The 22,964-nt window shown below is 61.1% G+C and carries 25 protein-coding genes, 1 tRNA gene and 1 pseudogene; 24 read left to right on the forward strand and 3 right to left on the reverse strand.

Going from position 1 to position 22,964, the window contains the following annotated elements; translation table 11 throughout:
• Nucleotides 1-4 precede the first annotated feature (4 nt).
• Together HZR81_RS06345 and HZR81_RS06350 are read right to left on the reverse strand one after the other, a co-directional pair.
• Nucleotides 5-217 carry a cold-shock protein gene (locus HZR81_RS06345; protein WP_003246255.1) on the reverse strand — a complete coding sequence of 71 codons (213 nt, stop codon included), beginning with the start codon at nucleotides 215-217 and terminating at the stop codon, nucleotides 5-7.
• A gap of 397 nt (nucleotides 218-614) precedes the next feature.
• Nucleotides 615-701: transfer RNA gene (locus tag HZR81_RS06350), tRNA-Leu, on the reverse strand.
• 111 nt (nucleotides 702-812) lie between these two features.
• Between HZR81_RS06350 and queA the strand changes: the two genes are divergently transcribed.
• The 6 genes and pseudogenes from queA to HZR81_RS06380 all read left to right on the forward strand — a co-directional run bounded on the left by queA (nucleotide 813) and on the right by HZR81_RS06380 (nucleotide 6,834).
• Nucleotides 813-1,862 (forward strand): tRNA preQ1(34) S-adenosylmethionine ribosyltransferase-isomerase QueA, encoded by a 1,050-nt coding sequence (gene queA / locus HZR81_RS06355; RefSeq protein ID WP_500127625.1) that lies wholly within the window; start codon nucleotides 813-815, stop codon nucleotides 1,860-1,862.
• Nucleotides 1,863-1,876: 14 nt separating this feature from the next.
• Nucleotides 1,877-2,992: a tRNA guanosine(34) transglycosylase Tgt gene (tgt, locus tag HZR81_RS06360; protein WP_500127660.1), complete on the forward strand. Its 1,116-nt coding sequence runs from the start codon at nucleotides 1,877-1,879 to the stop codon at nucleotides 2,990-2,992.
• Nucleotides 2,993-3,034: 42 nt separating this feature from the next.
• Nucleotides 3,035-3,364: a preprotein translocase subunit YajC gene (gene yajC, locus HZR81_RS06365; RefSeq protein WP_014597404.1), complete on the forward strand. Its 330-nt coding sequence runs from the start codon at nucleotides 3,035-3,037 to the stop codon at nucleotides 3,362-3,364.
• A gap of 64 nt (nucleotides 3,365-3,428) precedes the next feature.
• A complete protein-coding gene (gene secD, locus HZR81_RS06370; RefSeq protein ID WP_133456398.1) occupies nucleotides 3,429-5,297 on the forward strand; it encodes a protein translocase subunit SecD in 1,869 nt (622 codons plus the stop codon).
• A 12-nt stretch (nucleotides 5,298-5,309) separates the two neighbouring features.
• Nucleotides 5,310-6,221: a protein translocase subunit SecF gene (gene secF / locus HZR81_RS06375; RefSeq protein WP_063542431.1), complete on the forward strand. Its 912-nt coding sequence runs from the start codon at nucleotides 5,310-5,312 to the stop codon at nucleotides 6,219-6,221.
• A 78-nt stretch (nucleotides 6,222-6,299) separates the two neighbouring features.
• Nucleotides 6,300-6,834: pseudogene (locus HZR81_RS06380) on the forward strand (glycine zipper 2TM domain-containing protein).
• Nucleotides 6,835-6,897: 63 nt separating this feature from the next.
• Here the strand turns inward: HZR81_RS06380 and suhB are convergent.
• Entirely contained in the window at nucleotides 6,898-7,713 is an 816-nt protein-coding gene (suhB, locus tag HZR81_RS06385) for a type III secretion system regulator SuhB (protein WP_063542433.1), read from the reverse strand.
• A gap of 95 nt (nucleotides 7,714-7,808) precedes the next feature.
• Here suhB and trmJ point away from each other — a divergent pair, with 95 nt between their 5' ends.
• The 18 genes from trmJ to bamB all read left to right on the forward strand — a co-directional run bounded on the left by trmJ (nucleotide 7,809) and on the right by bamB (nucleotide 22,879).
• Nucleotides 7,809-8,645 (forward strand): tRNA (cytosine(32)/uridine(32)-2'-O)-methyltransferase TrmJ, encoded by an 837-nt coding sequence (gene trmJ / locus HZR81_RS06390; RefSeq protein ID WP_500127626.1) that lies wholly within the window; start codon nucleotides 7,809-7,811, stop codon nucleotides 8,643-8,645.
• On the forward strand, nucleotides 8,645-9,421 hold the full coding sequence (gene cysE, locus HZR81_RS06395) for a serine O-acetyltransferase (RefSeq protein WP_063542437.1): 777 nt from the start codon (nucleotides 8,645-8,647) through the stop codon (nucleotides 9,419-9,421). Before trmJ ends, cysE begins: the two co-directional genes overlap by 1 nt.
• A 165-nt stretch (nucleotides 9,422-9,586) precedes the next feature.
• Nucleotides 9,587-10,078: a Fe-S cluster assembly transcriptional regulator IscR gene (iscR, locus tag HZR81_RS06400; RefSeq protein WP_063542439.1), complete on the forward strand. Its 492-nt coding sequence runs from the start codon at nucleotides 9,587-9,589 to the stop codon at nucleotides 10,076-10,078.
• 31 nt (nucleotides 10,079-10,109) lie between these two features.
• The gene (locus tag HZR81_RS06405) at nucleotides 10,110-11,324 is read left to right on the forward strand and encodes an IscS subfamily cysteine desulfurase (RefSeq protein WP_500127627.1); all 1,215 of its coding nucleotides are present in this window, start codon (nucleotides 10,110-10,112) and stop codon (nucleotides 11,322-11,324) included.
• 44 nt (nucleotides 11,325-11,368) lie between these two features.
• Nucleotides 11,369-11,755 carry a Fe-S cluster assembly scaffold IscU gene (gene iscU, locus HZR81_RS06410; protein ID WP_003284664.1) on the forward strand — a complete coding sequence of 129 codons (387 nt, stop codon included), beginning with the start codon at nucleotides 11,369-11,371 and terminating at the stop codon, nucleotides 11,753-11,755.
• 12 nt (nucleotides 11,756-11,767) lie between these two features.
• Nucleotides 11,768-12,091: an iron-sulfur cluster assembly protein IscA gene (gene iscA / locus HZR81_RS06415; RefSeq protein WP_013983648.1), complete on the forward strand. Its 324-nt coding sequence runs from the start codon at nucleotides 11,768-11,770 to the stop codon at nucleotides 12,089-12,091.
• 7 nt (nucleotides 12,092-12,098) lie between these two features.
• Nucleotides 12,099-12,620 carry a co-chaperone HscB gene (gene hscB, locus HZR81_RS06420; RefSeq protein WP_063542443.1) on the forward strand — a complete coding sequence of 174 codons (522 nt, stop codon included), beginning with the start codon at nucleotides 12,099-12,101 and terminating at the stop codon, nucleotides 12,618-12,620.
• 41 nt (nucleotides 12,621-12,661) lie between these two features.
• Nucleotides 12,662-14,524 (forward strand): Fe-S protein assembly chaperone HscA, encoded by a 1,863-nt coding sequence (hscA, locus tag HZR81_RS06425; protein WP_500127628.1) that lies wholly within the window; start codon nucleotides 12,662-12,664, stop codon nucleotides 14,522-14,524.
• A 5-nt stretch (nucleotides 14,525-14,529) separates the two neighbouring features.
• Nucleotides 14,530-14,868, forward strand: a complete 339-nt coding sequence (gene fdx / locus HZR81_RS06430; protein WP_102839838.1) for an ISC system 2Fe-2S type ferredoxin — start codon at nucleotides 14,530-14,532, stop codon at nucleotides 14,866-14,868.
• 11 nt (nucleotides 14,869-14,879) lie between these two features.
• The gene (gene iscX / locus HZR81_RS06435) at nucleotides 14,880-15,080 is read left to right on the forward strand and encodes a Fe-S cluster assembly protein IscX (RefSeq protein WP_063542449.1); all 201 of its coding nucleotides are present in this window, start codon (nucleotides 14,880-14,882) and stop codon (nucleotides 15,078-15,080) included.
• A gap of 164 nt (nucleotides 15,081-15,244) precedes the next feature.
• Complete coding sequence (gene ndk / locus HZR81_RS06440) at nucleotides 15,245-15,676, forward strand: nucleoside-diphosphate kinase (protein WP_102839840.1); 432 nt, start codon at nucleotides 15,245-15,247, stop codon at nucleotides 15,674-15,676.
• A 19-nt stretch (nucleotides 15,677-15,695) separates the two neighbouring features.
• A complete protein-coding gene (rlmN, locus tag HZR81_RS06445) occupies nucleotides 15,696-16,844 on the forward strand; it encodes a dual-specificity RNA methyltransferase RlmN (protein WP_267931017.1) in 1,149 nt (382 codons plus the stop codon).
• 11 nt (nucleotides 16,845-16,855) lie between these two features.
• Nucleotides 16,856-17,614 (forward strand): type IV pilus biogenesis/stability protein PilW, encoded by a 759-nt coding sequence (pilW, locus tag HZR81_RS06450; RefSeq protein ID WP_133456404.1) that lies wholly within the window; start codon nucleotides 16,856-16,858, stop codon nucleotides 17,612-17,614.
• The gene (locus HZR81_RS06455; protein ID WP_500127629.1) at nucleotides 17,611-18,636 is read left to right on the forward strand and encodes a helix-turn-helix domain-containing protein; all 1,026 of its coding nucleotides are present in this window, start codon (nucleotides 17,611-17,613) and stop codon (nucleotides 18,634-18,636) included. The genes pilW and HZR81_RS06455 overlap by 4 nt, the downstream gene beginning before the upstream one ends.
• 2 nt (nucleotides 18,637-18,638) lie before the next feature.
• Nucleotides 18,639-19,751 carry a flavodoxin-dependent (E)-4-hydroxy-3-methylbut-2-enyl-diphosphate synthase gene (gene ispG / locus HZR81_RS06460; protein WP_063542457.1) on the forward strand — a complete coding sequence of 371 codons (1,113 nt, stop codon included), beginning with the start codon at nucleotides 18,639-18,641 and terminating at the stop codon, nucleotides 19,749-19,751.
• A 16-nt stretch (nucleotides 19,752-19,767) separates the two neighbouring features.
• Nucleotides 19,768-21,057, forward strand: coding sequence for a histidine--tRNA ligase (hisS, locus tag HZR81_RS06465; protein ID WP_110776198.1), 1,290 nt, complete (start codon nucleotides 19,768-19,770; stop codon nucleotides 21,055-21,057).
• Between the two features lie 28 nt (nucleotides 21,058-21,085).
• A complete protein-coding gene (locus tag HZR81_RS06470) occupies nucleotides 21,086-21,727 on the forward strand; it encodes a YfgM family protein (RefSeq protein WP_063542461.1) in 642 nt (213 codons plus the stop codon).
• A gap of 3 nt (nucleotides 21,728-21,730) precedes the next feature.
• Entirely contained in the window at nucleotides 21,731-22,879 is a 1,149-nt protein-coding gene (bamB, locus tag HZR81_RS06475) for an outer membrane protein assembly factor BamB (RefSeq protein WP_500127630.1), read from the forward strand.
• Nucleotides 22,880-22,964 lie beyond the last annotated feature (85 nt).

Raw genomic sequence — 22,964 nt, forward strand, 5'->3', positions numbered from 1 at the left:
AGGCTTAGCCCAGGATCTGAACCTGGTCGGCCTGCATGCCCTTTTGACCTTGCACGGCGATGAAGCTGACTTTCTGGCCTTCTTTCAGGCTCTTGAAGCCGTTGCCTTCGATCGCGCGGAAGTGCACGAACAGATCCGGACCGCTCTCGGGAGTGATGAAACCAAAACCTTTCTCGTCGTTAAACCACTTGACGGTACCGTTCTGACGATTCGACATGTCTTTGTATCCTTGAAACTCAAAAGTAGAATTGCTTCCCGCAAAAACAGGAGGCTGGAACTGGTTGCAAGGAGTAAGAGAGTCGAGCGGAGTAGCGGATCTGAAGATCTACTGCACCAGGTCACGATTCAACAGCGACCCATGCAAACACAGTGGGCACACTCTACGATAACTCGCCGGGGAATGCCAACCCCTCGGAGCCATAGAATTTGCCTGTCCAGGCGGCGCCATTTCGGCGCTTGTGAAGGGTGGTTTGACGTGCTGCTCCGCTGCTGCGGATCGTCAAGGCCACGGTGACTGCATTGTCAGTCAGTCAGCGAGAAGGCAGTGGAACTGGGTGTTAATTGCCCGTGTGCGTATCGATCTGAGTTCGCCGAACACTGGCTTGATACTGTGATGGTGCCCCGAGAGAGACTCGAACTCTCACGTTGTTACCAACGGCGGATTTTGAATCCGCTGCGTCTACCGATTCCGCCATCGAGGCACAGTGGCGGCGCAGTATAGGGATGCCGGGCTGAGTGGTCAATCGTTTGGCGTGGTCAGATCGACGTGTTTCGGCTAATATCTGCGCCCTTTCCGCGCCCCGAAACCGCCCATGCAAGTCGCCGATTTCTACTTCGAGCTCCCCGACGCCCTGATTGCCCGTCATCCACTTGCCGAGCGCAGAGCGAGCCGGCTGTTGGTGCTCGACGGTGAGTCCGGGCAGATGTCGCACCGCAACTTTGCCGACCTGCTGGACTGCGTGCGGCCCGGTGATCTGATGGTCTTCAACAATACGCGGGTCATTCCGGCGCGGCTGTTTGGCCAGAAGGCTACCGGCGGCAAGCTGGAGATCCTGGTCGAGCGCGTGATCGGCAATCGCAGCGTGCTGGCGCATGTGCGCTCGAGCAAGTCCCCCAAGCCCGGCTCTCAGATCCTGCTCGACGGTGGCGGCACAGCTGAAATGGTCGCGCGGCACGATACCCTGTTCGAACTCGCCTTCGATGAGGACGTGTTGCCGCTGCTCGAGCGCATCGGTCACATGCCGTTGCCTCCTTATATAGACAGGCCGGACGATGCCGCCGATCGCGAGCGCTACCAGACCGTCTACGCGCAGCGAGCCGGCGCCGTGGCGGCTCCGACCGCCGGGCTGCATTTCGATGAGGCCCTGCTGGGAGCGCTGCGCGATGCTGGGGTCCAGACTGCCTATGTCACCCTGCATGTCGGGGCCGGCACCTTCCAGCCGGTGCGCGTGGAGCGCATCGAAGAGCACCATATGCATCACGAGTGGCTGGAGGTGACGCAGGAGGTGGTCGATGCGGTAGCGGCCTGCCGCGCACGCGGAGGTCGGGTGATCGCGGTGGGTACCACCAGTGTCCGCTCGCTGGAAACGGCCGCACGCGACGGCGAGCTCAAGCCGTTCAGTGGCGACACTGATATCTTCATCTACCCGGGCAAGACCTTTCATGTGGTCGATGCGCTGGTGACCAATTTCCATCTGCCCGAATCGACGCTGCTGATGCTGGTTTCCGCCTTCGCTGGTTATCCGGAAACCATGGCGGCGTATGTCGAGGCCGTGGCGCAGCGCTACCGCTTCTTCAGCTATGGCGACGCCATGTTCATTACCCGCAACCCCGCACCGCGCGGTCCCGAGGAAACCCGATGAGCCGTACCTGCCACATGTCTTTCGAGCTACTCGCCACCGATGGCAAGGCGCGTCGGGGGCGCCTGACCTTTCCTCGCGGAACCGTGGAAACGCCGGCCTTCATGCCGGTGGGCACCTACGGTACCGTCAAGGGCATGCTGCCGCGGGACATCGAAGCGATCGGTGCGCAGATTATTTTGGGCAACACCTTTCACCTCTGGTTGCGACCTGGCACCGAGGTGATCAAGCGCCACGGCGACCTGCACGACTTCATGCAGTGGCAGGGGCCGATCCTTACCGATTCCGGTGGTTTTCAGGTGTTCAGTCTGGGGGCGATGCGCAAGATCAAGGAGGAGGGCGTCTACTTCGCCTCGCCGGTCGATGGCGCCAAGGTGTTCATGGGGCCGGAAGAGTCCATGCAGGTCCAGCGTGACCTGGGCTCGGATATCGTCATGATCTTCGATGAGTGCACGCCCTATCCGGCTGACGAAGACGTCGCGCGCCGCTCGATGGAGCTTTCGCTGCGCTGGGCCAAGCGCTCCAAGGTCGCTCATGGCGACAGCCCGTCGGCACTGTTTGGCATCGTCCAGGGCGGCATGCACGAGTCGCTGCGCATGCGTTCGCTGGAAGGGCTTTGCGAGATCGGCTTCGACGGGCTGGCAATTGGCGGCCTCTCGGTGGGCGAACCGAAGGAAGAGATGATCCATGTGCTGGACTTCCTGCCGCCGCAGATGCCGGCCGACAAGCCGCGCTATTTGATGGGCGTGGGCAAACCGGAGGATCTGGTCGAGGGTGTGCGACGCGGCGTGGACATGTTCGACTGCGTGATGCCGACGCGTAACGCGCGCAACGGCCATCTGTTCACCGACACCGGCGTTATCAAGATTCGCAACGCAGTGCACAAGCACGACGATTCGCCGCTGGATCCGGGCTGCGATTGTTACACCTGCAAACACTTCTCCCGCGCCTATCTGCATCACCTGGATAAATGCGGCGAAATGCTGGGTAGCATGTTGAATACCATCCACAACCTGCGGCATTACCAGCGGGTGATGGCTGGTTTACGCGACGCCATTCAACAGGGTACATTGGCGGCCTTTGTCGACGCCTTTTATGCCAAGCGCGGCCTGCCAACGCCGCCGCTTGCGTGACGTGCCAGAACAACACAATCCTTTCTGCAACAGGAGTGGTACATGAGCTTTCTGATTCCCGCCGCCTATGCCCAGGAGGCTGCCGCAGGTCCTGCCGGCACCGGTTTCGAGTGGGTATTCTTGGTCGGTTTTCTGGTCATCTTCTATCTGATGATCTGGCGTCCCCAGGCCAAGCGTGCGAAGGAGCACAAAAATCTGATCGCCGGGCTGCAGAAAGGCGATGAGGTAGTCACCTCCGGCGGTATCGCTGGAAAGGTCACCAAGGTCGCTGACGATTTCGTGGTGATCGAGGTTTCCGACAACGTTGAGTTGAAGTTCCAGAAGGTGGCGATCGCCGCCACCCTGCCCAAGGGCACTCTGAAAGCCATCTGAGCTGACTTCATTCAATATCGACGGGGCGCGCAAGGCGCCCCTCGTTCATTAAACGGGCTGCGTCATGCTCAATAGATTCCCTCTCTGGAAATACCTGCTGATTCTGGCAGTGCTCGCGATTGCCTTCGTTTACTCGGCACCCAACCTCTATCCGGACGACCCGGCGATCCAGGTCACTGGCGCCAGCACGGCGCAGGAGATCGGTTCGGCAGATCTCGAACGCATCAGCAAGGCGCTCGAAGATGGCGGTATCGCCGTCAAGTCGGCGTCGCTCGATGAACAGGGGCGCGGCGGTCTCGTGCGTCTGGAGCGCCAGGACGACCAGTTGCCTGCAAAGGATATCGTTCGACGTGCTCTGGGCGACGCTTACGTCGTAGCGCTCAATCTTGCTCCGACCACGCCGGAGTGGCTGCGCAACCTTGGCGCGAGCCCGATGAAGCTTGGTTTGGACCTCTCTGGTGGTGTGCACTTCCTGTTGGAAGTCGACATGGAGAAGGCGATTGAGACGCGCCTGAACGTTTCGGAAGGCGAGGTCAAGAGCTTGCTGCGCAAGGAGCGAGTGCGTTACCGCAGTCTGCCGAATCTGAAGAATGCCGTGCAGCTGGGCTTCGCTGACGAGGAGACGCTCGCTGCCGCGCAGGCGCTGATTCGCAAGAACTTCACCGATTTCGAGTTCGCGTCCAGCGAGCGTAACGGCCAGCAGGTGCTGCGGTTGACGTTGACCGAGGCCAAGCTGGCGGAAATCCGCGAATATTCGATCAAGCAAAACCTGACCACCGTGCGCAACCGTGTCAATGAGCTTGGTGTGGCTGAGCCTCTGGTGCAGCGCCAGGGCGCCAACCGAATCGTGGTCGAGCTGCCGGGTGTGCAGGATACGGCCGAGGCCAAGCGCATCCTTGGCAAGACGGCGAACCTGGAATTCCGTCTCGCCGCTGAGCCTGATGCCTCACGGGCTTCGACCGAGACGTTCGAGTTCCGTGAAGAAGGTCGCCCGCCCGTGCAGCTTGAGCGCACTCTGATCATCACCGGTGATCAGGTAACCGATGCTCAGGCCAGTTACGATGAAAACGGTCGTCCGCAGGTGAACATTCGTCTCGACGGCCATGGCGGCGATCTGATGAATCGCGCCACGCGCAGCAATGTCGGGCGCAGCATGGCCGTGATCTTCATCGAGCAGCGGCCGATGACCCGCTACGTGCGGCAAATGGTCGACGGTGTCGAACAGGAAGTTCGGGTTGAAACCTTCCAGGAAGAGAAGAAGATCATCAGCCTGGCGACGATCCAATCGCCGCTCGGCAGTCAGTTCCGTATTACCGGTCTCGATGGCCAGGGTGAATCGTCCGAGCTTGCCCTGCTGCTGCGTGCCGGCGGTCTGGCGGCGCCGATGTACTTCGCCGAGGAACGCACCATCGGCCCGAGCCTCGGCGCCGAGAACATCAAGCTGGGTGTGCAGGCCGCCATGTGGGGCTTCCTCTTTGTCGCCATTTTCATGGTGCTGATCTACAAGTTCTTCGGTCTGCTTGCCACCATCGCGCTGCTGTTCAACATGGTGGTGCTCACGGCGCTGATGTCGATGCTCAACGCCACGCTGACGCTGCCAGGTATCGCCGGTATCGTGCTGACCATGGGCATGGCGGTGGATGCCAACGTGCTCATCTTCTCGCGTATTCGGGAGGAGATCGCCAATGGCATGTCGATTCAGCGGGCCATTCACGAGGGCTTCGACCGGGCATTCTCGGCGATTCTCGACGGCAACCTGACCACCTTGCTGGTCGGCGGCATTCTGTTCGCCATGGGAACCGGTCCGATCAAGGGCTTTGCGGTGACCCTGTCGATCGGCATCCTGACGTCGATGTTCACTGCAATCATCGTGACGCGCGGCATGGTCAACCTGATCTACGGTGGCCGCGATCTCAAGAAGCTGTGGATTTAAGGGGCTAGCACGATGAAACGCGTAATCAATTTCATGGGCGTCCGCCATCTGGCATTCGCCCTCACCGTGCTGCTGACCATCGCCTCGCTAGGCAGCCTGGTGGTCAAGGGCTTGAATTTCGGTCTGGATTTCACCGGTGGCACGTTGATCGAGCTGGGCTATGAGCGCCCGGTGGGGCTCGAGCAGGTGCGCGGCCAGTTGGTGCAGGCCGGCTTCACCGATGCGGTAGTGCAGAGCTTCGGTGCCACCACCGATGTGCTGGTGCGTATGCCGGGCGACGATCCTCAGTTGGGTGAACGTATCGCCAGCGCCTTGCGTAACGCCGATGGCGGCAACTCGGTCAGCGTCAAGCGTGTAGAGTTCGTCGGGCCGGCAGTGGGTGAGGAGCTACGCGACCAGGGTGGCCTGGGTATGCTGCTGGCGCTGGGAGGAATTCTGGTTTACGTGGCGTTCCGCTTCCAATGGAAGTTCGGCCTGGGTGCGGTCCTCTCGCTGTTCCATGACGTGATCGTGGTGCTGGGCGTATTCTCCTTCTTCCAGATTTCCTTCGACTTGACGGTGCTGGCGGCGGTGCTCGCGGTGATCGGCTACTCGTTGAACGACACCATTGTCATCTTCGACCGGATTCGCGAGAACTTCCGCATGCTGCGCAAGGCCGAGCTGCTGGAAAACATCAACATCTCCACCACCCAGACACTGCTGCGCACCATGGCCACCTCGGTATCTACCTTGCTGGCAGTGGGGGCGTTGATGGTCTTCGGGGGCGAGAACCTTTGGGGCTTCTCTCTAGCGTTGCTGGTGGGTGTGGGCGTAGGTACCTACTCCTCCGTCTACGTTGCAGGCATGCTGCTGGTCTGGCTCAAGCTGACGCGTGACGATCTCATCCCGCCGGTCGCCGAAGAAGAGGTCGACGACCGCCCCTGATCCTCGCTCCGAACTTCCGCAGTCTTGCGCGGTCCAAGGCTGCGGAACGGGCGCAGCCCGATGGAAGAGGATGTCACAGTGAACAAGTCCATGTTGGTCGGTACGGCACTTGGGGTGGTTGTTGCCACGGCTGGCGGAGCTTTCGCTACTTATAGCTTGGTTGATCGCGGTCCGAAGTTCGCCGAGGTGCTGGCGGTCGAACCTATCAAGGAAACCATCCGCACGCCGCGTGAAGTCTGCAAGGACGTCGCGGTGACACGGCAGAAGCCCGTGCAAGATGAGCACCGTATTGCGGGCACCGCGGTCGGCGCCGTTGTCGGTGGGCTGCTGGGCAATCAAATCGGTGGCGGCACCGGCAAGAAGATCGCCACTGTCGCGGGTGCGGTCGGCGGTGGTTACGCCGGCAATCAGGTGCAGGGGCGTATGCAGGCCAACAGTACCTACACCACTACCGAGACCCGCTGCAGCACGGTGACCGATACACACGACAAGATCGTCGGCTATGACGTCAAGTACGATCTGGCCGGGCAAGGTTGGTCGCGTACGAATGGATCGTGATCCGGGCAGCCAGATACCGGTGCAGGATGGACAGTTGATGCTGTCTCAGCAATAAGCAAACCAGCAGCAAAAAAAACGCCCCGACGGGGCGTTTTTTATGCGTGACGCTCAGCTTGGCTCAGCGCTTGAGCGATGGCGTGAGGTGAGGCTGGATGGTGGTCAGTACCGCCTTGAAGCACTTGGTGTTGCCGGCCACGATCTGGCCCTTCTCGAGGAATTCATGGCCGCCGCTGAAATCGCTCACCAAGCCGCCTGCCTCCTGAATAAGGAGTGCGCCGGCTGCCATGTCCCACTCGGAAAGACCGAATTCCCAGAACGCATCGAAACGACCCGCTGCGACGTAGGCCAGGTCGAGGCTCGCCGCGCCGGCGCGGCGCAGCCCTGAGGTCTGGCCGACCAGGCTGCGGAACATGTTCAGGTAGCTGTCCAGGTTGTCCAGCTGGCCGTCCTTGAATGGAAAGCCTGTGCCGAGCAGGGCGCCTTCCAGGCTCTTGCGCGAACTGACGCGCAGGCGGCGCCCATTCAGGGCTGCCCCTCGGCCGCGGCTCGCGGTGAACTCTTCCTGGCGGACCGGATCCAGAACAACAGCGTGTTCAAGGCGGCCACGGTACTTGCAGGCGATGCTGACGGCGTAGTGCGGAATGCCGCGAACGAAGTTGGTGGTGCCGTCCAGTGGATCGATGATCCAGAGGTAATCAGCGCCATCGCCGCTGCCTTCGAGAAGTCCGCCTTCCTCGCCGAGGATGCCGTGATTCGGGTAGGCCTTGCGCAGCGCATTGATGATGCATTGCTCGGCGGCCTTGTCGATTTCGGTGACGTAATCCTTCGCCTCTTTCTCGTTGACCGAAATTGCATCCAGGCGATCGGTGGAACGGACAATCAGTTCGCCGGCGCTGCGGGCGGCGCGCAGCGCGATATTCAGCATGGGCTGCATGGATCAATTACCTGGGTCGTTAAAGAAAGCGCGAAATTCTATCAGGAAAGCGTTGCCGCATGTAGCGTGACCGGTGCTGCTGCGGCCTTTGGCGGATGGCGAATGAAGAGCGGCTTCCTGTAAGCTTTCCGCTGGTTTTCAAGCTGAGAAGAATTGTGTCGCTGCAGAACATTCGTGTGGTGCTGGTCAACACCAGTCATGCCGGCAACATCGGTGGCGCAGCTCGGGCCATGAAAAACATGGGCCTGTCGCGGCTGGTGCTGGTCGAGCCGGAAGATTTTCCGAGCTCCGACGCTATCGCCCGGGCGTCCGGTGCGACCGATATTCTCGATGCCGCGCTGGTCGTCGACACGCTGGAGGAGGCGCTGGTTGGTTGTAGCCTTGTGCTTGGTACCAGTGCCCGCGATCGTCGCATTCCGTGGCCTTTGCTCGATCCGCGCGAGTGCGCGGCGGTATCGGTGGAGCAGGCTGCTGCTGGTAGCGACGTGGCGCTGGTGTTCGGTCGTGAGTACGCAGGGCTGACCAATGAAGAGCTGCAGCGGTGCCAGTACCACGTGCACATTCCTTCCGATCCTCAGTTCAGCTCGTTGAACCTTGCTGCGGCCGTGCAGGTGTTGACCTATGAGGTGCGCATGGCCTGGTTGGCTGCTGAGGGCCGGCCAACGAAGGTCGAGAAGCTGGAAACCACCGCCATGCTGGATGCGCAGCCGGTCACGGTCGATGAGTTGGAGAACTACTTCGGTCATCTGGAGCAGACGCTGATTGACATCGGCTTCCTCGATCCGGCAAAGCCCCGTCATTTGATGCCGCGCTTGCGCAGGCTCTACGGGCGCAGCGGCATCAGCAAGCTGGAGATGAACATCTTGCGCGGTATTCTCACAGAGACACAGAAGGCCGCCCGTGGCGAGCCCCACAAGCGGAGAAATGACTGATGTTCGAACGCATGCGCGAAGATATCCAGAGCGTGTTCCATCGCGATCCGGCGGCACGCAATGCGTTCGAGGTATTGACCTGTTATCCGGGGCTGCATGCCGTATGGATCCACCGTCTATCTCACTGGCTGTGGGCGCATGAGTGGAAATGGCTGGCACGCATGTCGTCGAATCTTGGGCGCTGGCTGACCGGAGTCGAGATACATCCGGGTGCCCGGATCGGTCGTCGTTTCTTCATCGACCATGGGATGGGCATTGTCATTGGCGAGACCGCCGAGATCGGTGATGACGTGACGCTTTACCACGGCGTGACGCTGGGCGGGACCAGTTGGAACAAGGGCAAGCGCCACCCGACGCTCGAGGATGGTGTGATCGTCGGGGCGGGCGCGAAGATTCTCGGCCCCTTCACTGTGGGGGCGGGCGCGAAGATCGGTTCGAATGCGGTCGTGACGCGCGAGGTTCCGCCAGGCGCCACGGCCGTCGGGATACCGGGGCGCATCATCGTGAAGTCCAGCGACGAGCAGGAAGCAAGACGTAAGGCCATCGCCGAGAAGATCGGTTTCGATGCCTATGGGGTCAGCGAGGACATGCCCGATCCGGTAGCGCGAGCGATTGGGCAGTTGCTGGATCATGTGCAGGCGGTTGAAGAGCGTCTGGAGGGCATGTGCGGGGCGCTCAAGGCGCTCGGGAGTGACTATTGCGCCAAGGAGTTGCCCGAACTGCGCGAGGAGGATTTCGTGGAGGTGAAATCCGAAGGCGGCGAGCCGCGTGCATGAAGTGCGGGTGCTGGCAGCAGCTGGTATCATTGCGACGGTTTCCGATCGGGCGGTCTTCATCACCTGCAGGCAAATAAAGCCCGACTAAATCAATGGGTCTTATAGTTGACTTAAATACTCGGGAATAGCATACTTGCGCCAAACCGTAATGCTTGGTGCAGACCGATGCGATTGACCACCAAAGGCCGTTATGCCGTGACCGCCATGCTTGATCTGGCGCTCCATGCCCAGCATGGTCCGGTTTCTTTGGCCGATATTTCCGAACGTCAGGGGATCTCGCTTTCCTATCTTGAGCAGCTGTTTGCCAAGCTCCGCCGCAGCGCTTTGGTGACCAGTGTGCGTGGCCCGGGGGGCGGTTATCAGCTCTCTCGCGACATGGCCGGTATTCAGGTCGCTCAGGTAATCGATGCGGTCAACGAATCCGTCGATGCGACGCGTTGCCAGGGCTTAGGAGGCTGTCACTCCGGCGATACCTGCCTGACCCATCACCTGTGGTGCGATCTCAGTGATCGAATCCATGAATTCCTCAGTGGCATCAGTCTGGCCGACCTGGTCAATCGCCAGGATGTGCAGCAGGTCGCTCTGCGCCAGGATATGCGCAAGGCCGGGGGCTCGTTGCCGCAAATGGACAAGATAGAAGCGTCTGCCATCGAATGAGCAGGGCGATCGCCTGATAGGAGATATCTGAATGAAATTGCCGATTTACCTCGACTATTCCGCCACTACCCCGGTGGATCCTCGTGTCGCTGCCAAGATGATCGAATGCCTCACCAATGAAGGCAATTTTGGTAACCCGGCTTCACGCTCCCACGCCTTCGGCTGGAAAGCCGAAGAGGCGGTGGAAAATGCGCGCCGTCAGGTTGCCGAGCTGGTCAATGCCGACCTGCGGGAGATCGTCTGGACATCCGGTGCGACCGAGTCGGACAACCTGGCCATCAAGGGCGTCGCACATTTCTATGCGTCCAAGGGCAAGCACATCGTCACCACCAAGATCGAGCACAAGGCCGTACTGGATACCACCCGACAGCTCGAGCGCGAAGGCTTCGAGGTGACCTACATCGAGCCGGGCGAGGATGGCATCGTCACGCCAGCGATGGTTGAAGCTGCATTGCGCGACGACACCATTCTTGTGTCGGTCATGCACGTGAACAACGAAATCGGCACCATCAATGACATCACCGCCATTGGCGAGCTGACGCGCTCTCGCGGCATTCTTTTTCACGTCGATGCGGCGCAGTCGACCGGCAAGGTCGAGATCGATCTGGAGAAGATGAAGGTCGATCTGATGTCCTTCTCTGCTCATAAGACCTACGGCCCGAAGGGGGTCGGTGCGCTCTATGTTCGCCGTAAGCCGCGTGTGCGCCTCGAGGCGCAGATGCATGGCGGTGGCCACGAGCGGGGCATGCGCTCCGGGACCCTGGCTACTCATCAGCTGGTCGGCATGGGCGAGGCCTTTCATCTGGCCAAGCTGGAGATGGCTCAGGAAAACGAGCGTATTCGCGCTCTGCGGGATCGCTTCTACAAGCAGGTCGAGCACCTGGAAGAGCTGTACGTCAATGGCAGCATGACTGCGCGTGTCCCGCACAACCTCAACCTCAGCTTCAATTACGTCGAGGGTGAGTCGCTGATCATGGCTCTCAAGGACCTGGCGGTATCTTCCGGGTCCGCTTGTACATCTGCTTCGTTGGAGCCTTCGTACGTGCTGCGTGCATTGGGGCGCAACGATGAGCTGGCACACAGCTCCATTCGCTTCAGTTTTGGTCGATTCACCACCGAAGAGGAAATCGACTATGCAGCGCAGAAGGTTTGCGAAGCCGTGACCAAGTTGCGAGAGCTTTCGCCCCTGTGGGACATGTTCAAAGACGGCGTCGACATTTCCAAGGTCGAGTGGCAAGCCCACTGACTGGCGTCTAACGCCGCATCGCCTGATATAGAGAGGATTTCACCATGGCATACAGCGACAAGGTCATCGACCACTACGAAAACCCGCGCAACGTCGGCAAGTTCGACGCTGAAGACCCGAGCATCGGTACCGGCATGGTAGGCGCGCCGGCATGTGGCGACGTGATGCGTTTGCAGATCAAGGTCAACGAGCAGGGTGTCATTGAAGATGCCAAGTTCAAGACCTATGGTTGCGGCTCCGCCATCGCCTCCAGTTCGCTTGCTACCGAGTGGATGAAGGGCAAGACCCTGGAAGAAGCGGAGACCATCAAGAACACGCAGCTGGCCGAAGAGCTGGCGCTGCCGCCGGTCAAGATTCACTGCTCGGTACTCGCCGAAGACGCGATCAAGGCGGCAGTGCGTGACTACCGTGAAAAGAAAGGTCTGCTTTAAAGGAGCGTTGCGATGGCTATCACCATGACGCCCGCTGCCGCGCAGCATGTCCGCCGCTCCCTTGAGGGGCGCGGCAAGGGCGTGGGCGTGAGGCTGGGAGTTCGCACCACCGGCTGCTCTGGTCTGGCTTACGTGCTGGAGTTTGTCGACGAGACCGCCGCCGAGGACTCGGTGTTCGAAAGCCACGGGGTCAAGGTGATCATCGACCCCAAGAGTCTCGTCTATCTCGACGGAACCGAACTCGATTTCGTTCGTGAAGGCCTTAACGAGGGCTTCAAGTTCAACAACCCGAACGTTCGTGGCGAGTGCGGCTGCGGCGAGAGCTTCAACATCTGAGGACGCTGTGGGTACTCCTTGTCATTTCGCGTTGTTCGAGCTGAAGCCGGATTTCGATCTGGATCTTGAGCGACTAGCCGATCGTTACCGCGAGCTCGCTCGTCAGACTCATCCCGATCGTTTCGCGGACGCCAGCGAAAGCGAGCAGCGTCAAGCGCTCGAGCGGTCTGCCAATCTCAATGAGGCGTACCAGACGCTGCGGATTCCGAGTCGGCGGGCGCGCTATCTGCTAGCCCTCGAAGGGCATGACGTGCCGCTGGAGGCCACGGTTCAGGATCCTGATTTCCTGATGCAGCAGATGCATTGGCGCGAGGAGCTCGAAGAGCTCCATGAACAGGCGGATTTGGACGGCGTCGCTGCCTTCAAGTCGCGGCTCAAGCAGGCCCAGCAAAAGCTGAATGACGACTTTGCGCAGGTCTGGCAACTTCCGGCGCGTCGCGCCGATGCCGAGCGGCTGGTGCGGCGAATGCAGTTTCTCGACAAGCTGACCCAGGAAGTGCGCCAACTCGAAGAGCGCCTCGACGATTAACCCCGCGCAGTGCCAGACGCTGCGCCCGATATCAGACAGACATGGCCTTACTTCAGATTGCCGAGCCAGGACAGAGCCCACAGCCTCATCAACGCCGCCTGGCTGTAGGAATAGACCTGGGCACCACCAATTCCCTCGTGGCTGCGCTGCGCAGTGGTATCACCGCGCCGCTGCCCGACGCCGAAGGGCAGGTGATTCTGCCTTCTGTCGTGCGTTATCACCCTGATTATGTTGAGGTGGGTGCGCAAGCCAAGCTTGCCGCGGCGAGCGATCCCTTCAATACCATCAGTTCGATCAAGCGCCTGATGGGGCGTGGGTTAGCCGACGTCAAGCAGCTGGGGGAGCAGTTGCCCTATCGTTTCCGCGAAGGCGAATCGCAAATGCCTTTCATCGAGACGGTGCAGGGAGCCAGGAGTCCGGTTGAGGTGTCCGCTGAGATACTTCGAACGTTGCGTCAGCGGGCAGAGGCCAGTCTGGGGGGCGAGCTTGTCGGTGCAGTAATTACCGTGCCGGCGTATTTCGACGATGCTCAGCGCCAGGCAACCAAGGATGCCGCACGTATTGCCGGGCTCAACGTGCTGCGGCTGCTCAACGAGCCGACCGCTGCGGCTGTGGCCTATGGCCTAGATCGGCAAGCAGAGGGCGTCGTCGCGATCTACGATCTGGGCGGTGGCACGTTCGACATCTCGATTCTGAGGTTGACCAAGGGGGTGTTCGAAGTATTGGCGACCGGCGGCGATACCGCGCTGGGTGGTGATGACTTCGATCATGCCGTGGCTGACTGGATCGTCGCGCAGGCTGGTGTCTCCGGCGACCTGACTCCGGGTAGCCAGCGCGAGCTGCTGAAGCTCGCCTGTGATGCGAAGGAGCGCCTCAGTTCGGCTGATGTGGTCACGATCAATTACGCTGGTTGGTCGGGCGAGCTGCGCCGGGAAACTTTCGATTCCCTGATCGAGCCCTTGGTTGCGCGTAGCCTGAAGTCCTGCCGACGCGCCGTGCGTGATTCCGGCGTGGAGCTTGAAGAAATCACCGCCGTGGTCATGGTGGGCGGTTCGACGCGGGTGCCTAGGGTGCGCTCCGCGGTCGGGCAGCTGTTTGGTCGTGAGCCGCTGACCGATATCGATCCTGATGAAGTCGTGGCGATCGGCGCCGCGATCCAGGCCGAAACGCTGGCTGGCAACAATCGTGATGGCGAAGAGTTGCTGCTGCTCGATGTGATCCCGCTGTCGTTGGGGCTGGAAACCATGGGCGGATTGATGGAGAAGATCATTCCGCGCAACACCACGATACCGGTGGCTCGTGCCCAGGACTTCACCACCTACAAAGATGGCCAGACGGCCATGATGATTCATGTGCTTCAGGGTGAGCGCGAGCTGATCGCTGACTGCCGGTCGTTGGCGCGGTTCGAGCTGCGCGGCATTCCGCCGATGGTTGCGGGTGCTGCCAAGATTCGGGTGACATTCCAGGTCGACGCCGACGGCCTGCTCAGTGTTTCTGCTCGAGAGCTCGCATCAGGGGTCGAGGCCAACATTCAGGTCAAGCCGTCTTATGGGCTGACCGATGGCGAAATAGCCCGAATGTTGGAGGATTCGTTCCGCAAGGCGGACGACGATCGTCATGCGCGCGCCTTGCGTGAGCAGCTGGTTGAGGCTCAGCGTCTGCTGGAGGCCGTCGAGGCAGCATTGGAAGCCGATGGCGAGCGCCTGCTTGCTGCTGAGGAGCGCGCTGCCATCGAAGCGCAGATGGAAGAGTTGCGTACGCTGCTCGGCAGTCAGGACGTTTCCGCCATCGAGCGCCAGACCAAACGCCTGAGCCAGATCACCGACGCCTTTGCTGCGCGTCGTCTGGACTCCACCGTCAAGGCCGCGCTGGCCGGGCGGCGGCTCAACGATATCGAGGATTAACCCGAATGCCGCAAATCATTTTCCTGCCTAACGTTGATCATTGCCCCGAAGGGGCTGTCATCGAGGCTCAGGCTGGCGAGACTGTGCTGGACGCCGCGCTGCGTAATGGCATCGATATCGAGCATGCCTGCGAGAAGTCCTGCGCGTGCACGACATGTCATGTGGTGATCCGCGAGGGTTTCCAGTCGCTCGAGGCGTCAGACGAACTCGAAGATGACATGCTCGACAAGGCCTGGGGGCTGGAGCCGAATTCGCGGCTCTCCTGTCAGGCGGTTGTGGCGGATACCGACTTGGTCGTGGAAATACCCAAGTACACGATCAATCAGGTGTCGGAAGGGCATTGAGGAAGCGGACCATGCAGCTGAAGTGGACGGATGTACAAGAGATCGCCATCGAGCTGGCCGAGAGCAAGACCGATGTCGACCCGCGCTTCGTGAATTTTGTCGATCTGCATCGCTGGGTGATGGAGCTGCCGAACTTTGCCGACGAGCCAGGGCGAGGCGGCGAGAAGGTGCTCGAGGCGATCCAGTCTGCCTGGATTGAAGAGGCCGAGTAGGTCGTCGCAAGTTTTCGCTCCTGCCTGGAAGGCGGCCGATGCAGCCGATCGGCGGCCGGTCGGCTCGTCCAGGTACTGCCCTCTACCCTTATGTTTTGCCAGAGACCCGCGTATAATCCGCGGGTTTACTCGTTCGCTTTAACCCATCAGTTTTGGAGTCCTACATGGCCCTGCAACGCACCTTCTCCATCATCAAGCCTGACGCTGTCGCCAAGAACGTGATCGGCGAAATCACCACCCGTTTCGAGAAGGCCGGCCTGCGCGTCGTCGCTTCCAAGATGGTTCAGCTGTCCGAGCGCGAAGCCGCTGGTTTCTACGCCGAGCACAGCGAGCGTGGCTTCTTCAAGGATCTGGTTGCCTTCATGACTTCCGGTCCGGTCATCGTTCAGGTGCTCGAAGGCGAGAACGCCATTGCCAAGAACCGTGAGCTGATGGGCGCTACCAACCCGAAGGAAGCTGCTCCGGGTACCATCCGCGCTGACTTCGCTGTCTCCATCGACGAGAACGCCGTTCACGGTTCCGATTCGGAAGCCTCGGCCGCCCGCGAAATCGCCTACTTCTTCGCTGCCACCGAAGTGTGCGCACGCATTCGCTGAGTGAGCGAAGGTGAATCCAATGATTGCCACGACCGGTAAGGTGAATCTGCTGGGTCTGACCCAGCCGCAACTGGAAAGCTTCTTCGAGTCCATCGGAGAGAAGCGTTTTCGCGCCGGTCAGGTGATGAAATGGATTCACCACTTTGGCGTCGATGATTTCGATGCCATGAGCAATCTCGGCAAGGCCCTGCGCGAAAAGCTCAAGGCCTGTGCCGAGATTCGCGGCCCGGAGATCGTCAGCGAAGACATCTCTAGCGACGGTACCCGTAAATGGGTCGTACGTGTCGCTTCGGGCAGCTGTGTGGAAACGGTCTACATCCCGCAAGGCGGCCGCGGCACGCTGTGTGTGTCCTCCCAGGCAGGCTGTGCGCTGGATTGCAGCTTCTGTTCCACCGGCAAACAAGGTTTCAACAGCAATCTCACCGCGGCCGAGGTGATCGGTCAGGTCTGGATTGCCAACAAATCATTCGGCACCGTCCCGGCGAAGATCGATCGCGCCATCACCAATGTGGTGATGATGGGGATGGGCGAGCCGTTGCTGAATTTCGACAATGTCGTCGCCGCTATGCAGATCATGATGGATGACCTCGGCTACGGCATATCCAAGCGCAAGGTGACCCTCTCGACCTCCGGCGTCGTGCCGATGATCGATGAGCTGGCGAAGGTCATCGATGTCTCGCTGGCGCTGTCGCTGCATGCTCCGAACGATGCGCTGCGTGATCAGCTGGTGCCGATCAACAAGAAGTATCCGCTGGATGTCCTGCTCGAGGCGTGCAAGCGTTATGTCTCGAGGCTTGGCGAGAAGCGTGTGCTGACCGTTGAGTACACCTTGCTTAAAGGTGTCAACGATCAGCCCGAGCACGCCGAGCAGATGATCGCCTTGCTGGCGGGTATCCCGTGCAAGATCAATCTGATTCCATTCAATCCGTTCCCTCATTCCGGATATGAGCGGCCGAGCAACAATGCCATCCGCCGTTTTCAGGACATCCTGCACAAAGGCGGGCACAATGTGACGGTGCGTACCACCCGCGGCGAAGACATCGACGCGGCCTGCGGTCAGCTGGTCGGCCAGGTTCTGGACCGGACGCGTCGAAGCGAGCGTTACATCGCTGTGCGCGAGCTGCAGAGCGAGCCGGGTGCGGCGCACATGGCTTCGAACCGATCCTGAGGGGGATGCTGATGACTCTGCGCGCTGCGCTGCTGCTTGTACTGACCGGCCTGTTGGCCGGTTGTGTGTCTTCTGGCACTGTTGATCCGCTGAAGACCGACCAGGGGCGGCGTGAGGCGCGTGATGCCTACATCCAGTTGGGTATCGGCTATCTGCAGCAAGGCGCTGCCGGCCGCGCCAAGACCCCTTTACGCAAAGCGCTCGAGATCGACCCGCGTAGCGCCGACGCCCATGCCGCGCTGGCTCTGGTGTTCCAGACCGAAATGGAGAACGATCTGGCCGACAAGCACTACCGCGAGGCGCTCTCCGCTCGCAAGGACGCGCGTATTCTCAACAACTACGGCAGCTTTCTGTTCGAGCAGAAACGGTATGCCGAAGCGATGGAGCGTTTCAGCCAGGCCGCCGAGGACAACCTGTATCCGGAACGTGCGCGGGTCTTTCAGAACCTCGGTATGACTGCCTTGCAGATGGGGCAGCGGGACGAGGCCGAACGGTATTTCACCCGCTCTCTGCGTCTCGACAGCCGGCAACCGCGAGCCCTGCTTGAGCTCGCGCTCATGGCCTATGAGGACAAGCAGTACGTTCCTGCGAAACGTTATTACGACAGCTTCAGCCAGTTGGCCGAGCAGAATGCGCGTAGCCTGTTGCTTGGCATTCGCCTGGCCAACATCCATCAGGACCGCGACACGGCTGCGAGCCTCGGACTGCAGTTGAGAAGGTTGTATCCCGGCACGGATGAGTACAAGCAATATCTTTCGGAGCAACGATGACCGCGCCGCACCAAGAATCCGCTGTACCAATGGGCAACAACCCGGGCGAGACGCTGCGATCTGCGCGTGAAGAAAAGGGCTGGACCCTCGCGGCGGTAGCGCAGCAATTGAATCTCACCGAGCGGGCGCTGGCCCGTATCGAAGCCGGCGACTTCAGCCAGTTGCCGGGACACACCTTTGCCCGTGGTTATGTGCGGGCTTATGCCAAGCTGCTCGGGCTTGATCAGACCCGTCTTGTGCAGGAGTTCGATCTGCACACGGGTACCAATGCTTCTGGCAGTAACGTCAACAGCCTCGGCCGTATCGAGGAGCCGGGCCGGCTGTCGCGTAGCTTCATGCGCCTGTTCGGCTTTGTGCTGCTCCTCGTTCTTGCTGCGGCAGCCTGGTATTGGTGGCAGGAGCGCTCAACCCGTGAGGCCCTGACTCCGCCAGTTTCCGCCCTGGAGCGGATCGAAGTGGAGGGTGCGGACGGGACGACCGAAATCCATCTTCTCGATCGGGCGGATGAGGATGCTGCGGTCGAGCTGGCGGAGCCGACGGAACAAGGATCAGCCTTGTCGCCTGGGGAAATGTCGACGCCTGTCGAGAGCTCGCAGGCCTCGACCGATGCCGATGCCGATCCCGGCGAGGCGGGTGTAGAGGCGGCTCAATCGCTGCCCTTGAGCGAGTCTGAGTCCGGCGCTGCGTCCTCGCCGGCAGAATCTACGCCGGTCGAGCTGCCTTCCGGCAATGCAGCCGTGCCAGTGGAGACCTCGGAAAGCGCCAGCGCGACGGCACCCGGTGAGGCGGTTCTCGAACTGCGTTTCACTGCTGACTGCTGGACGCGGGTAGCGGACGCGGAAGGACGTGTGCTCTACAGCGCGCTGGCCAAGGCCGGAACCAGCCGGACGGTCAGCGGCAAGGCGCCGCTGGATGTGCATCTGGGATATGCCCGTGGTGCTCAGCTCAGTTACAACGGTGAGGCCGTGAGCCTCGCCTCTCATATGCGCGGCGAGACAGCGCGCCTCAAGCTCGGACAGTGATCATGCATTCCGAATCTCCTATCAAGCGTCGCCAATCCCGCAAGATCTGGGTGGGTGGCGTTGCGGTCGGTGGCGATGCGCCGATTTCCGTACAGAGCATGACTAACACCGAAACCTGTGATGTCGACGCAACGGTCGGGCAAATCCAGCGCCTGGCCAATGCCGGCGCCGATATCGTCAGGGTCTCGGTGCCGTCTATGGAAGCCGCGGAAGCCTTTGGCCGGATCAAGCAGCGTGTGACGCTGCCGCTGGTTGCCGACATTCACTTCGACTATCAAATCGCCCTGCGCGTGGCCGAACTTGGCGTCGATTGCCTGCGTATCAATCCAGGCAATATCGGCCGCGAAGATCGTGTCCGTGCCGTGGTCGATGCTGCCCGTGACAAAGGCATCCCGATCCGTATCGGCGTCAACGCCGGTTCGCTGGAAAAGGATCTGCAGAAGAAGTACGGCGAGCCGACACCGCAGGCGCTGGTGGAATCCGCGCTGCGTCACGTGGATCATCTCGACCGTCTGGACTTTCAGGACTTCAAGGTCAGCGTCAAAGCCTCCGATGTGTTCATGGCGGTGGAAGCCTATCGGCTGCTGGCCGGGCAGATCGAGCAGCCGCTGCACCTGGGCATCACCGAGGCGGGTGGGTTGCGCTCCGGCACGGTGAAATCCGCGGTGGGCCTGGGCATGCTGCTCGCCGAAGGTATTGGCGACACCATTCGCGTCTCGCTGGCGGCCGACCCCGTCGAGGAGATCAAGGTCGGTTTCGATATCCTCAAGTCCCTGCGTCTGCGCTCGCGCGGCATCAACTTCATCGCCTGCCCGAGCTGTTCGCGACAGAACTTCGATGTCGTCAAGACCATGAATGAGCTGGAAAACCGCGTCGAGGACCTGCTGGTGCCGATGGACGTCGCGGTGATCGGCTGCGTGGTGAACGGGCCGGGCGAAGCCAAGGAGGCCCACGTCGGCCTGACCGGTGGCAGCCCGAACAACCTGGTCTACATCGATGGCAAGCCGGCGCAGAAACTGAACAACGAAAACCTCGTCGATGAGCTGGAGCAGCTCATCCGGCGCAAGGCCGCCGAGAAGCTTGCGTCCGACGCGGCGGTTATCGCGCGCAGCTGATCTTTAAGGAATCCCATTGAGCAAGTCCCTGCAAGCCATTCGTGGCATGAATGACATCCTGCCTGCGCAGACACCGATCTGGCGCTACCTCGAAGGCACCTTCGCGCAGCTGCTGGACAGCTACGGCTACAGCGAGATCCGTCTGCCGATCCTGGAGTTCACCGACCTGTTCGCCCGCGGCATCGGCGAGGGCACCGATGTGGTCGACAAGGAAATGTATACCTTCCTCGATCGCAACGAAGAGTCCCTGACCCTGCGTCCCGAGGGCACCGCCGGCTGCGTGCGCGCCGTGCTCGAGCATGGCATGACCGGTGGCGGGCAAGTGCAAAAGCTCTGGTACACCGGGCCGATGTTCCGCTACGAGAAACCACAGAAGGGTCGCTACCGGCAGTTCCACCAGATCGGTGTGGAGGTGTTCAACCAGCCGGGCCCCGATATCGATGCCGAGCTGATCGTACTGACGGCGCGCCTGTGGAAGCAGCTCGGCCTCGCCGATGCAGTGACGCTGCAGCTCAACAGCCTGGGGTCCAGTGAAGCACGTGCGCGTTATCGCGATGCCCTGGTGGTATACCTGCAGCAGCGTTTCGAGCAGCTCGACGAGGACAGTCAGCGTCGCCTGACGACCAATCCTTTGCGCATTCTCGACAGCAAGAATGCCCAGACTCAGGCGCTGCTGGCCGATGCGCCGACGTTGCATGACTACCTCGACGAAGAGTCGCGCGTGCATTTCGAAGGCCTGAAAGCGCGTCTCGATGCAGTCGGCATCGCTTACGAGATCAACCCCAAGCTGGTTCGCGGCCTGGACTACTACGGCCGCACCGTTTTCGAGTGGGTCACCGACAAGCTGGGTGCGCAGGGCACTGTCTGTGCAGGGGGGCGTTACGATGGCCTGGTCAGTCAGTTCGGCGGCAAGCCGACGCCGGGTGTCGGCTTCGCCATGGGCGTCGAGCGTCTGGTGCTGCTGCTGGAGACCCTCGGGTTGGTGCCAGACGCTTTGAACCCAACGCCGCATGCCTATATCTGTGCGTTCGGCGAGGCCGCCGAGCTGGCCGCACTGGCCCTGGCCGAGCGCCTGCGCGACGAGCTGCCGGGGCTGCGCCTGCTGGTCAATGCCGGCGGCGGTAGCTTCAAGAGCCAGTTCAAGAAGGCCGACAAGAGCGGTGCGCGCTATGCGCTGATTCTGGGTGACGACGAACTGGCCGGGCGCGTGGTAGGTTGCAAGCCGCTGCGCGACGACAGCGAGCAACAAAGCATTGCCTGGGATGCTCTGCCCGAGCGTCTGGCTGCCTGCCTCGAGCAGGTCTGAGACTTAGCGAATAAAAAGGAGTGACAGCGTGACCTCGGGTACTGAAGAAGAGCAACTGGCGCAGATCAAAGAGTGGTGGCAGCGCAACGGCAAGCCGTTGATGCTCGGCGCCGTGATTGCCCTGGTATTGGTGTTCGGTTGGCAATTCTGGCAGAAGCACCAGATCAATCAGGCGCAGAGTGCCTCGGTCCTCTACCAGCAGCTGCTGACTGCCGCGCTGGAGTCGGGTGAAGTCGATGCCGCCGAAGTTTCGCGTCTGGGCAATCTGCTCAAGAAGGATTTCGCCGGGACGCATTATGCGCAGTACGGCAGCCTGTTCATCGCCAAGGTTGCGGTCGAGGCCGGTCGTCTCGATGAGGCCGCAAGCGAACTGCGTGCGATCCTCGACAAGCCAGCCGACAAGACGCTGGACGAGCTCGCCCGTCAACGCCTGGCGCGGGTACTGGCGGCGCAGGACAAGGCGGATGAAGCGCTAAAGCTGCTGGACGGTGAGGCTGACAAAGCCTTCGCTGCCAGCCGTGAGGAACTCAAGGGTGACCTGTTGGTGCAACTCGGTCGCGATGACGAGGCGCATGCCGCTTACAGCAAGGCCAAGGAGTCGCTGTCCCAGGATGCGGCTATCGGCGGCCTGCAAATGAAACTGGATGATCTGGCCCGAGGGGAGGCGTAATCGATGCGTTGGAAGACTGCCGCGTTGCTGACCCTGGCCGTACTGGCCACCGGTTGCAGCAGCAACAACACCAAAGAGCCGGAGCCGGCCGAGCTGACCAAGTTCGAGGCAGAAATCTCCTTGAAGAAGGAGTGGAGCCGCTCGATTGGTGAAGGTCAGGGTGAGACTTACAACCTGCTGACGCCCGTCGTTTATGGCGATCAGATCTACGCCGCCGATGTCGAGGGGCTGGTGGTGTCGATGGATCGCTTGACCGGCAAGGTCAACTGGAAGCAGAAGCTCGATACGCCGGTGTCGGGTGCGGTAGGTGCCGGCTACGGTCTGGTGCTGATCGGCACCCTGCGTGGCGAGGTGCTGGCGCTGGATGTGAGTTCCGGCGAAGAGCGCTGGCGCAGCCAGGTCAGCAGCGAAGTGCTGGCTGCACCGGCCGTCAACGGCGATATCGTACTGGTGCAGACCCAGGACGATCGGCTGATCGCCCTGGAAATCGACACAGGCGCGCAGCGCTGGAGCTACGAGAGCTCGCCCGCGGTACTCACCCTGCGCGGTACCGGAGCGCCTTTGCTGACCAATCAGCTGGCGATCGCCGGCCTTTCCAGTGGCAAGGTCATTGCGTTGGATACCCGCCGCGGCTTGCCGGTCTGGGAGCAGCGAGTGGCGATACCGCAAGGTCGCTCCGAGCTGGAGCGGGTGGTGGACATCGATGGTGGCCTGCTGCTGTCTGGCGGCACGCTTTACGTCGCGACTTACCAGGGCCGCGCTGCAGCGCTGGAGCTGGAAAGCGGCCGAGTGCTCTGGCAGCGTGACGCATCCAGCTACTCCGGAGTGGCGCTCGGCTATGGCAGTGTCTACCTGAGCCTGGCCGATGGTACCGTCGAGGGCATCGACGAGCGCTCCACCACCGCGTTGTGGCGCAATGATTCGTTGGCCCGTCGTCAGCTTTCGGCCCCTGCGGTGCTGTCCAGCTATGTGGTGGTCGGTGACCGGGAGGGCTATCTGCATTTCCTGAGTCAGGTCGATGGCCGCTTTGCCGCTCGCGAGCGGATCGACAGCTCTGGTGTACGGGCACGCCCAGTGGTGGAGGGTGACTGGCTGTATGCCTTCGCCAATGACGGCAAGCTGGTGGCGCTGACGATCCGTCAGGCTGACTGACCACCCGCTGAGCCGCCGGCTCCGCTTGGCGGAGCCATGAATATTCGGCCGCTGCCTTGCAGCGGCCTTCGTGTTTTCTGAAATA

The sequence above is a fragment of the Pseudomonas sp. LM13 genome, assembly GCF_041381355.1.
GTDB classification, from domain to species: domain Bacteria; phylum Pseudomonadota; class Gammaproteobacteria; order Pseudomonadales; family Pseudomonadaceae; genus Stutzerimonas; species Stutzerimonas frequens.

Coding starts and splice junctions, on each gene's coding strand:
- secD (WP_133456398.1), top strand. CDS start 3,429: ATGCTCAATAGATTCCCTCTCTGGAAATACCTGCTGATTCTGGCAGTG.
- rlmN (WP_267931017.1), top strand. CDS start 15,696: ATGATTGCCACGACCGGTAAGGTGAATCTGCTGGGTCTGACCCAGCCG.
- tgt (WP_500127660.1), top strand. CDS start 1,877: ATGTCTTTCGAGCTACTCGCCACCGATGGCAAGGCGCGTCGGGGGCGC.
- hscA (WP_500127628.1), top strand. CDS start 12,662: ATGGCCTTACTTCAGATTGCCGAGCCAGGACAGAGCCCACAGCCTCAT.
- yajC (WP_014597404.1), top strand. CDS start 3,035: ATGAGCTTTCTGATTCCCGCCGCCTATGCCCAGGAGGCTGCCGCAGGT.
- iscU (WP_003284664.1), top strand. CDS start 11,369: ATGGCATACAGCGACAAGGTCATCGACCACTACGAAAACCCGCGCAAC.
- iscR (WP_063542439.1), top strand. CDS start 9,587: ATGCGATTGACCACCAAAGGCCGTTATGCCGTGACCGCCATGCTTGAT.
- HZR81_RS06455 (WP_500127629.1), top strand. CDS start 17,611: ATGACCGCGCCGCACCAAGAATCCGCTGTACCAATGGGCAACAACCCG.
- HZR81_RS06405 (WP_500127627.1), top strand. CDS start 10,110: ATGAAATTGCCGATTTACCTCGACTATTCCGCCACTACCCCGGTGGAT.
- pilW (WP_133456404.1), top strand. CDS start 16,856: ATGACTCTGCGCGCTGCGCTGCTGCTTGTACTGACCGGCCTGTTGGCC.
- ndk (WP_102839840.1), top strand. CDS start 15,245: ATGGCCCTGCAACGCACCTTCTCCATCATCAAGCCTGACGCTGTCGCC.
- bamB (WP_500127630.1), top strand. CDS start 21,731: ATGCGTTGGAAGACTGCCGCGTTGCTGACCCTGGCCGTACTGGCCACC.
- iscX (WP_063542449.1), top strand. CDS start 14,880: ATGCAGCTGAAGTGGACGGATGTACAAGAGATCGCCATCGAGCTGGCC.
- secF (WP_063542431.1), top strand. CDS start 5,310: ATGAAACGCGTAATCAATTTCATGGGCGTCCGCCATCTGGCATTCGCC.
- HZR81_RS06345 (WP_003246255.1), bottom strand. CDS start 217: ATGTCGAATCGTCAGAACGGTACCGTCAAGTGGTTTAACGACGAGAAA.
- queA (WP_500127625.1), top strand. CDS start 813: ATGCAAGTCGCCGATTTCTACTTCGAGCTCCCCGACGCCCTGATTGCC.
- trmJ (WP_500127626.1), top strand. CDS start 7,809: ATGGCGAATGAAGAGCGGCTTCCTGTAAGCTTTCCGCTGGTTTTCAAG.
- suhB (WP_063542433.1), bottom strand. CDS start 7,713: ATGCAGCCCATGCTGAATATCGCGCTGCGCGCCGCCCGCAGCGCCGGC.
- iscA (WP_013983648.1), top strand. CDS start 11,768: ATGGCTATCACCATGACGCCCGCTGCCGCGCAGCATGTCCGCCGCTCC.
- cysE (WP_063542437.1), top strand. CDS start 8,645: ATGTTCGAACGCATGCGCGAAGATATCCAGAGCGTGTTCCATCGCGAT.
- ispG (WP_063542457.1), top strand. CDS start 18,639: ATGCATTCCGAATCTCCTATCAAGCGTCGCCAATCCCGCAAGATCTGG.
- fdx (WP_102839838.1), top strand. CDS start 14,530: ATGCCGCAAATCATTTTCCTGCCTAACGTTGATCATTGCCCCGAAGGG.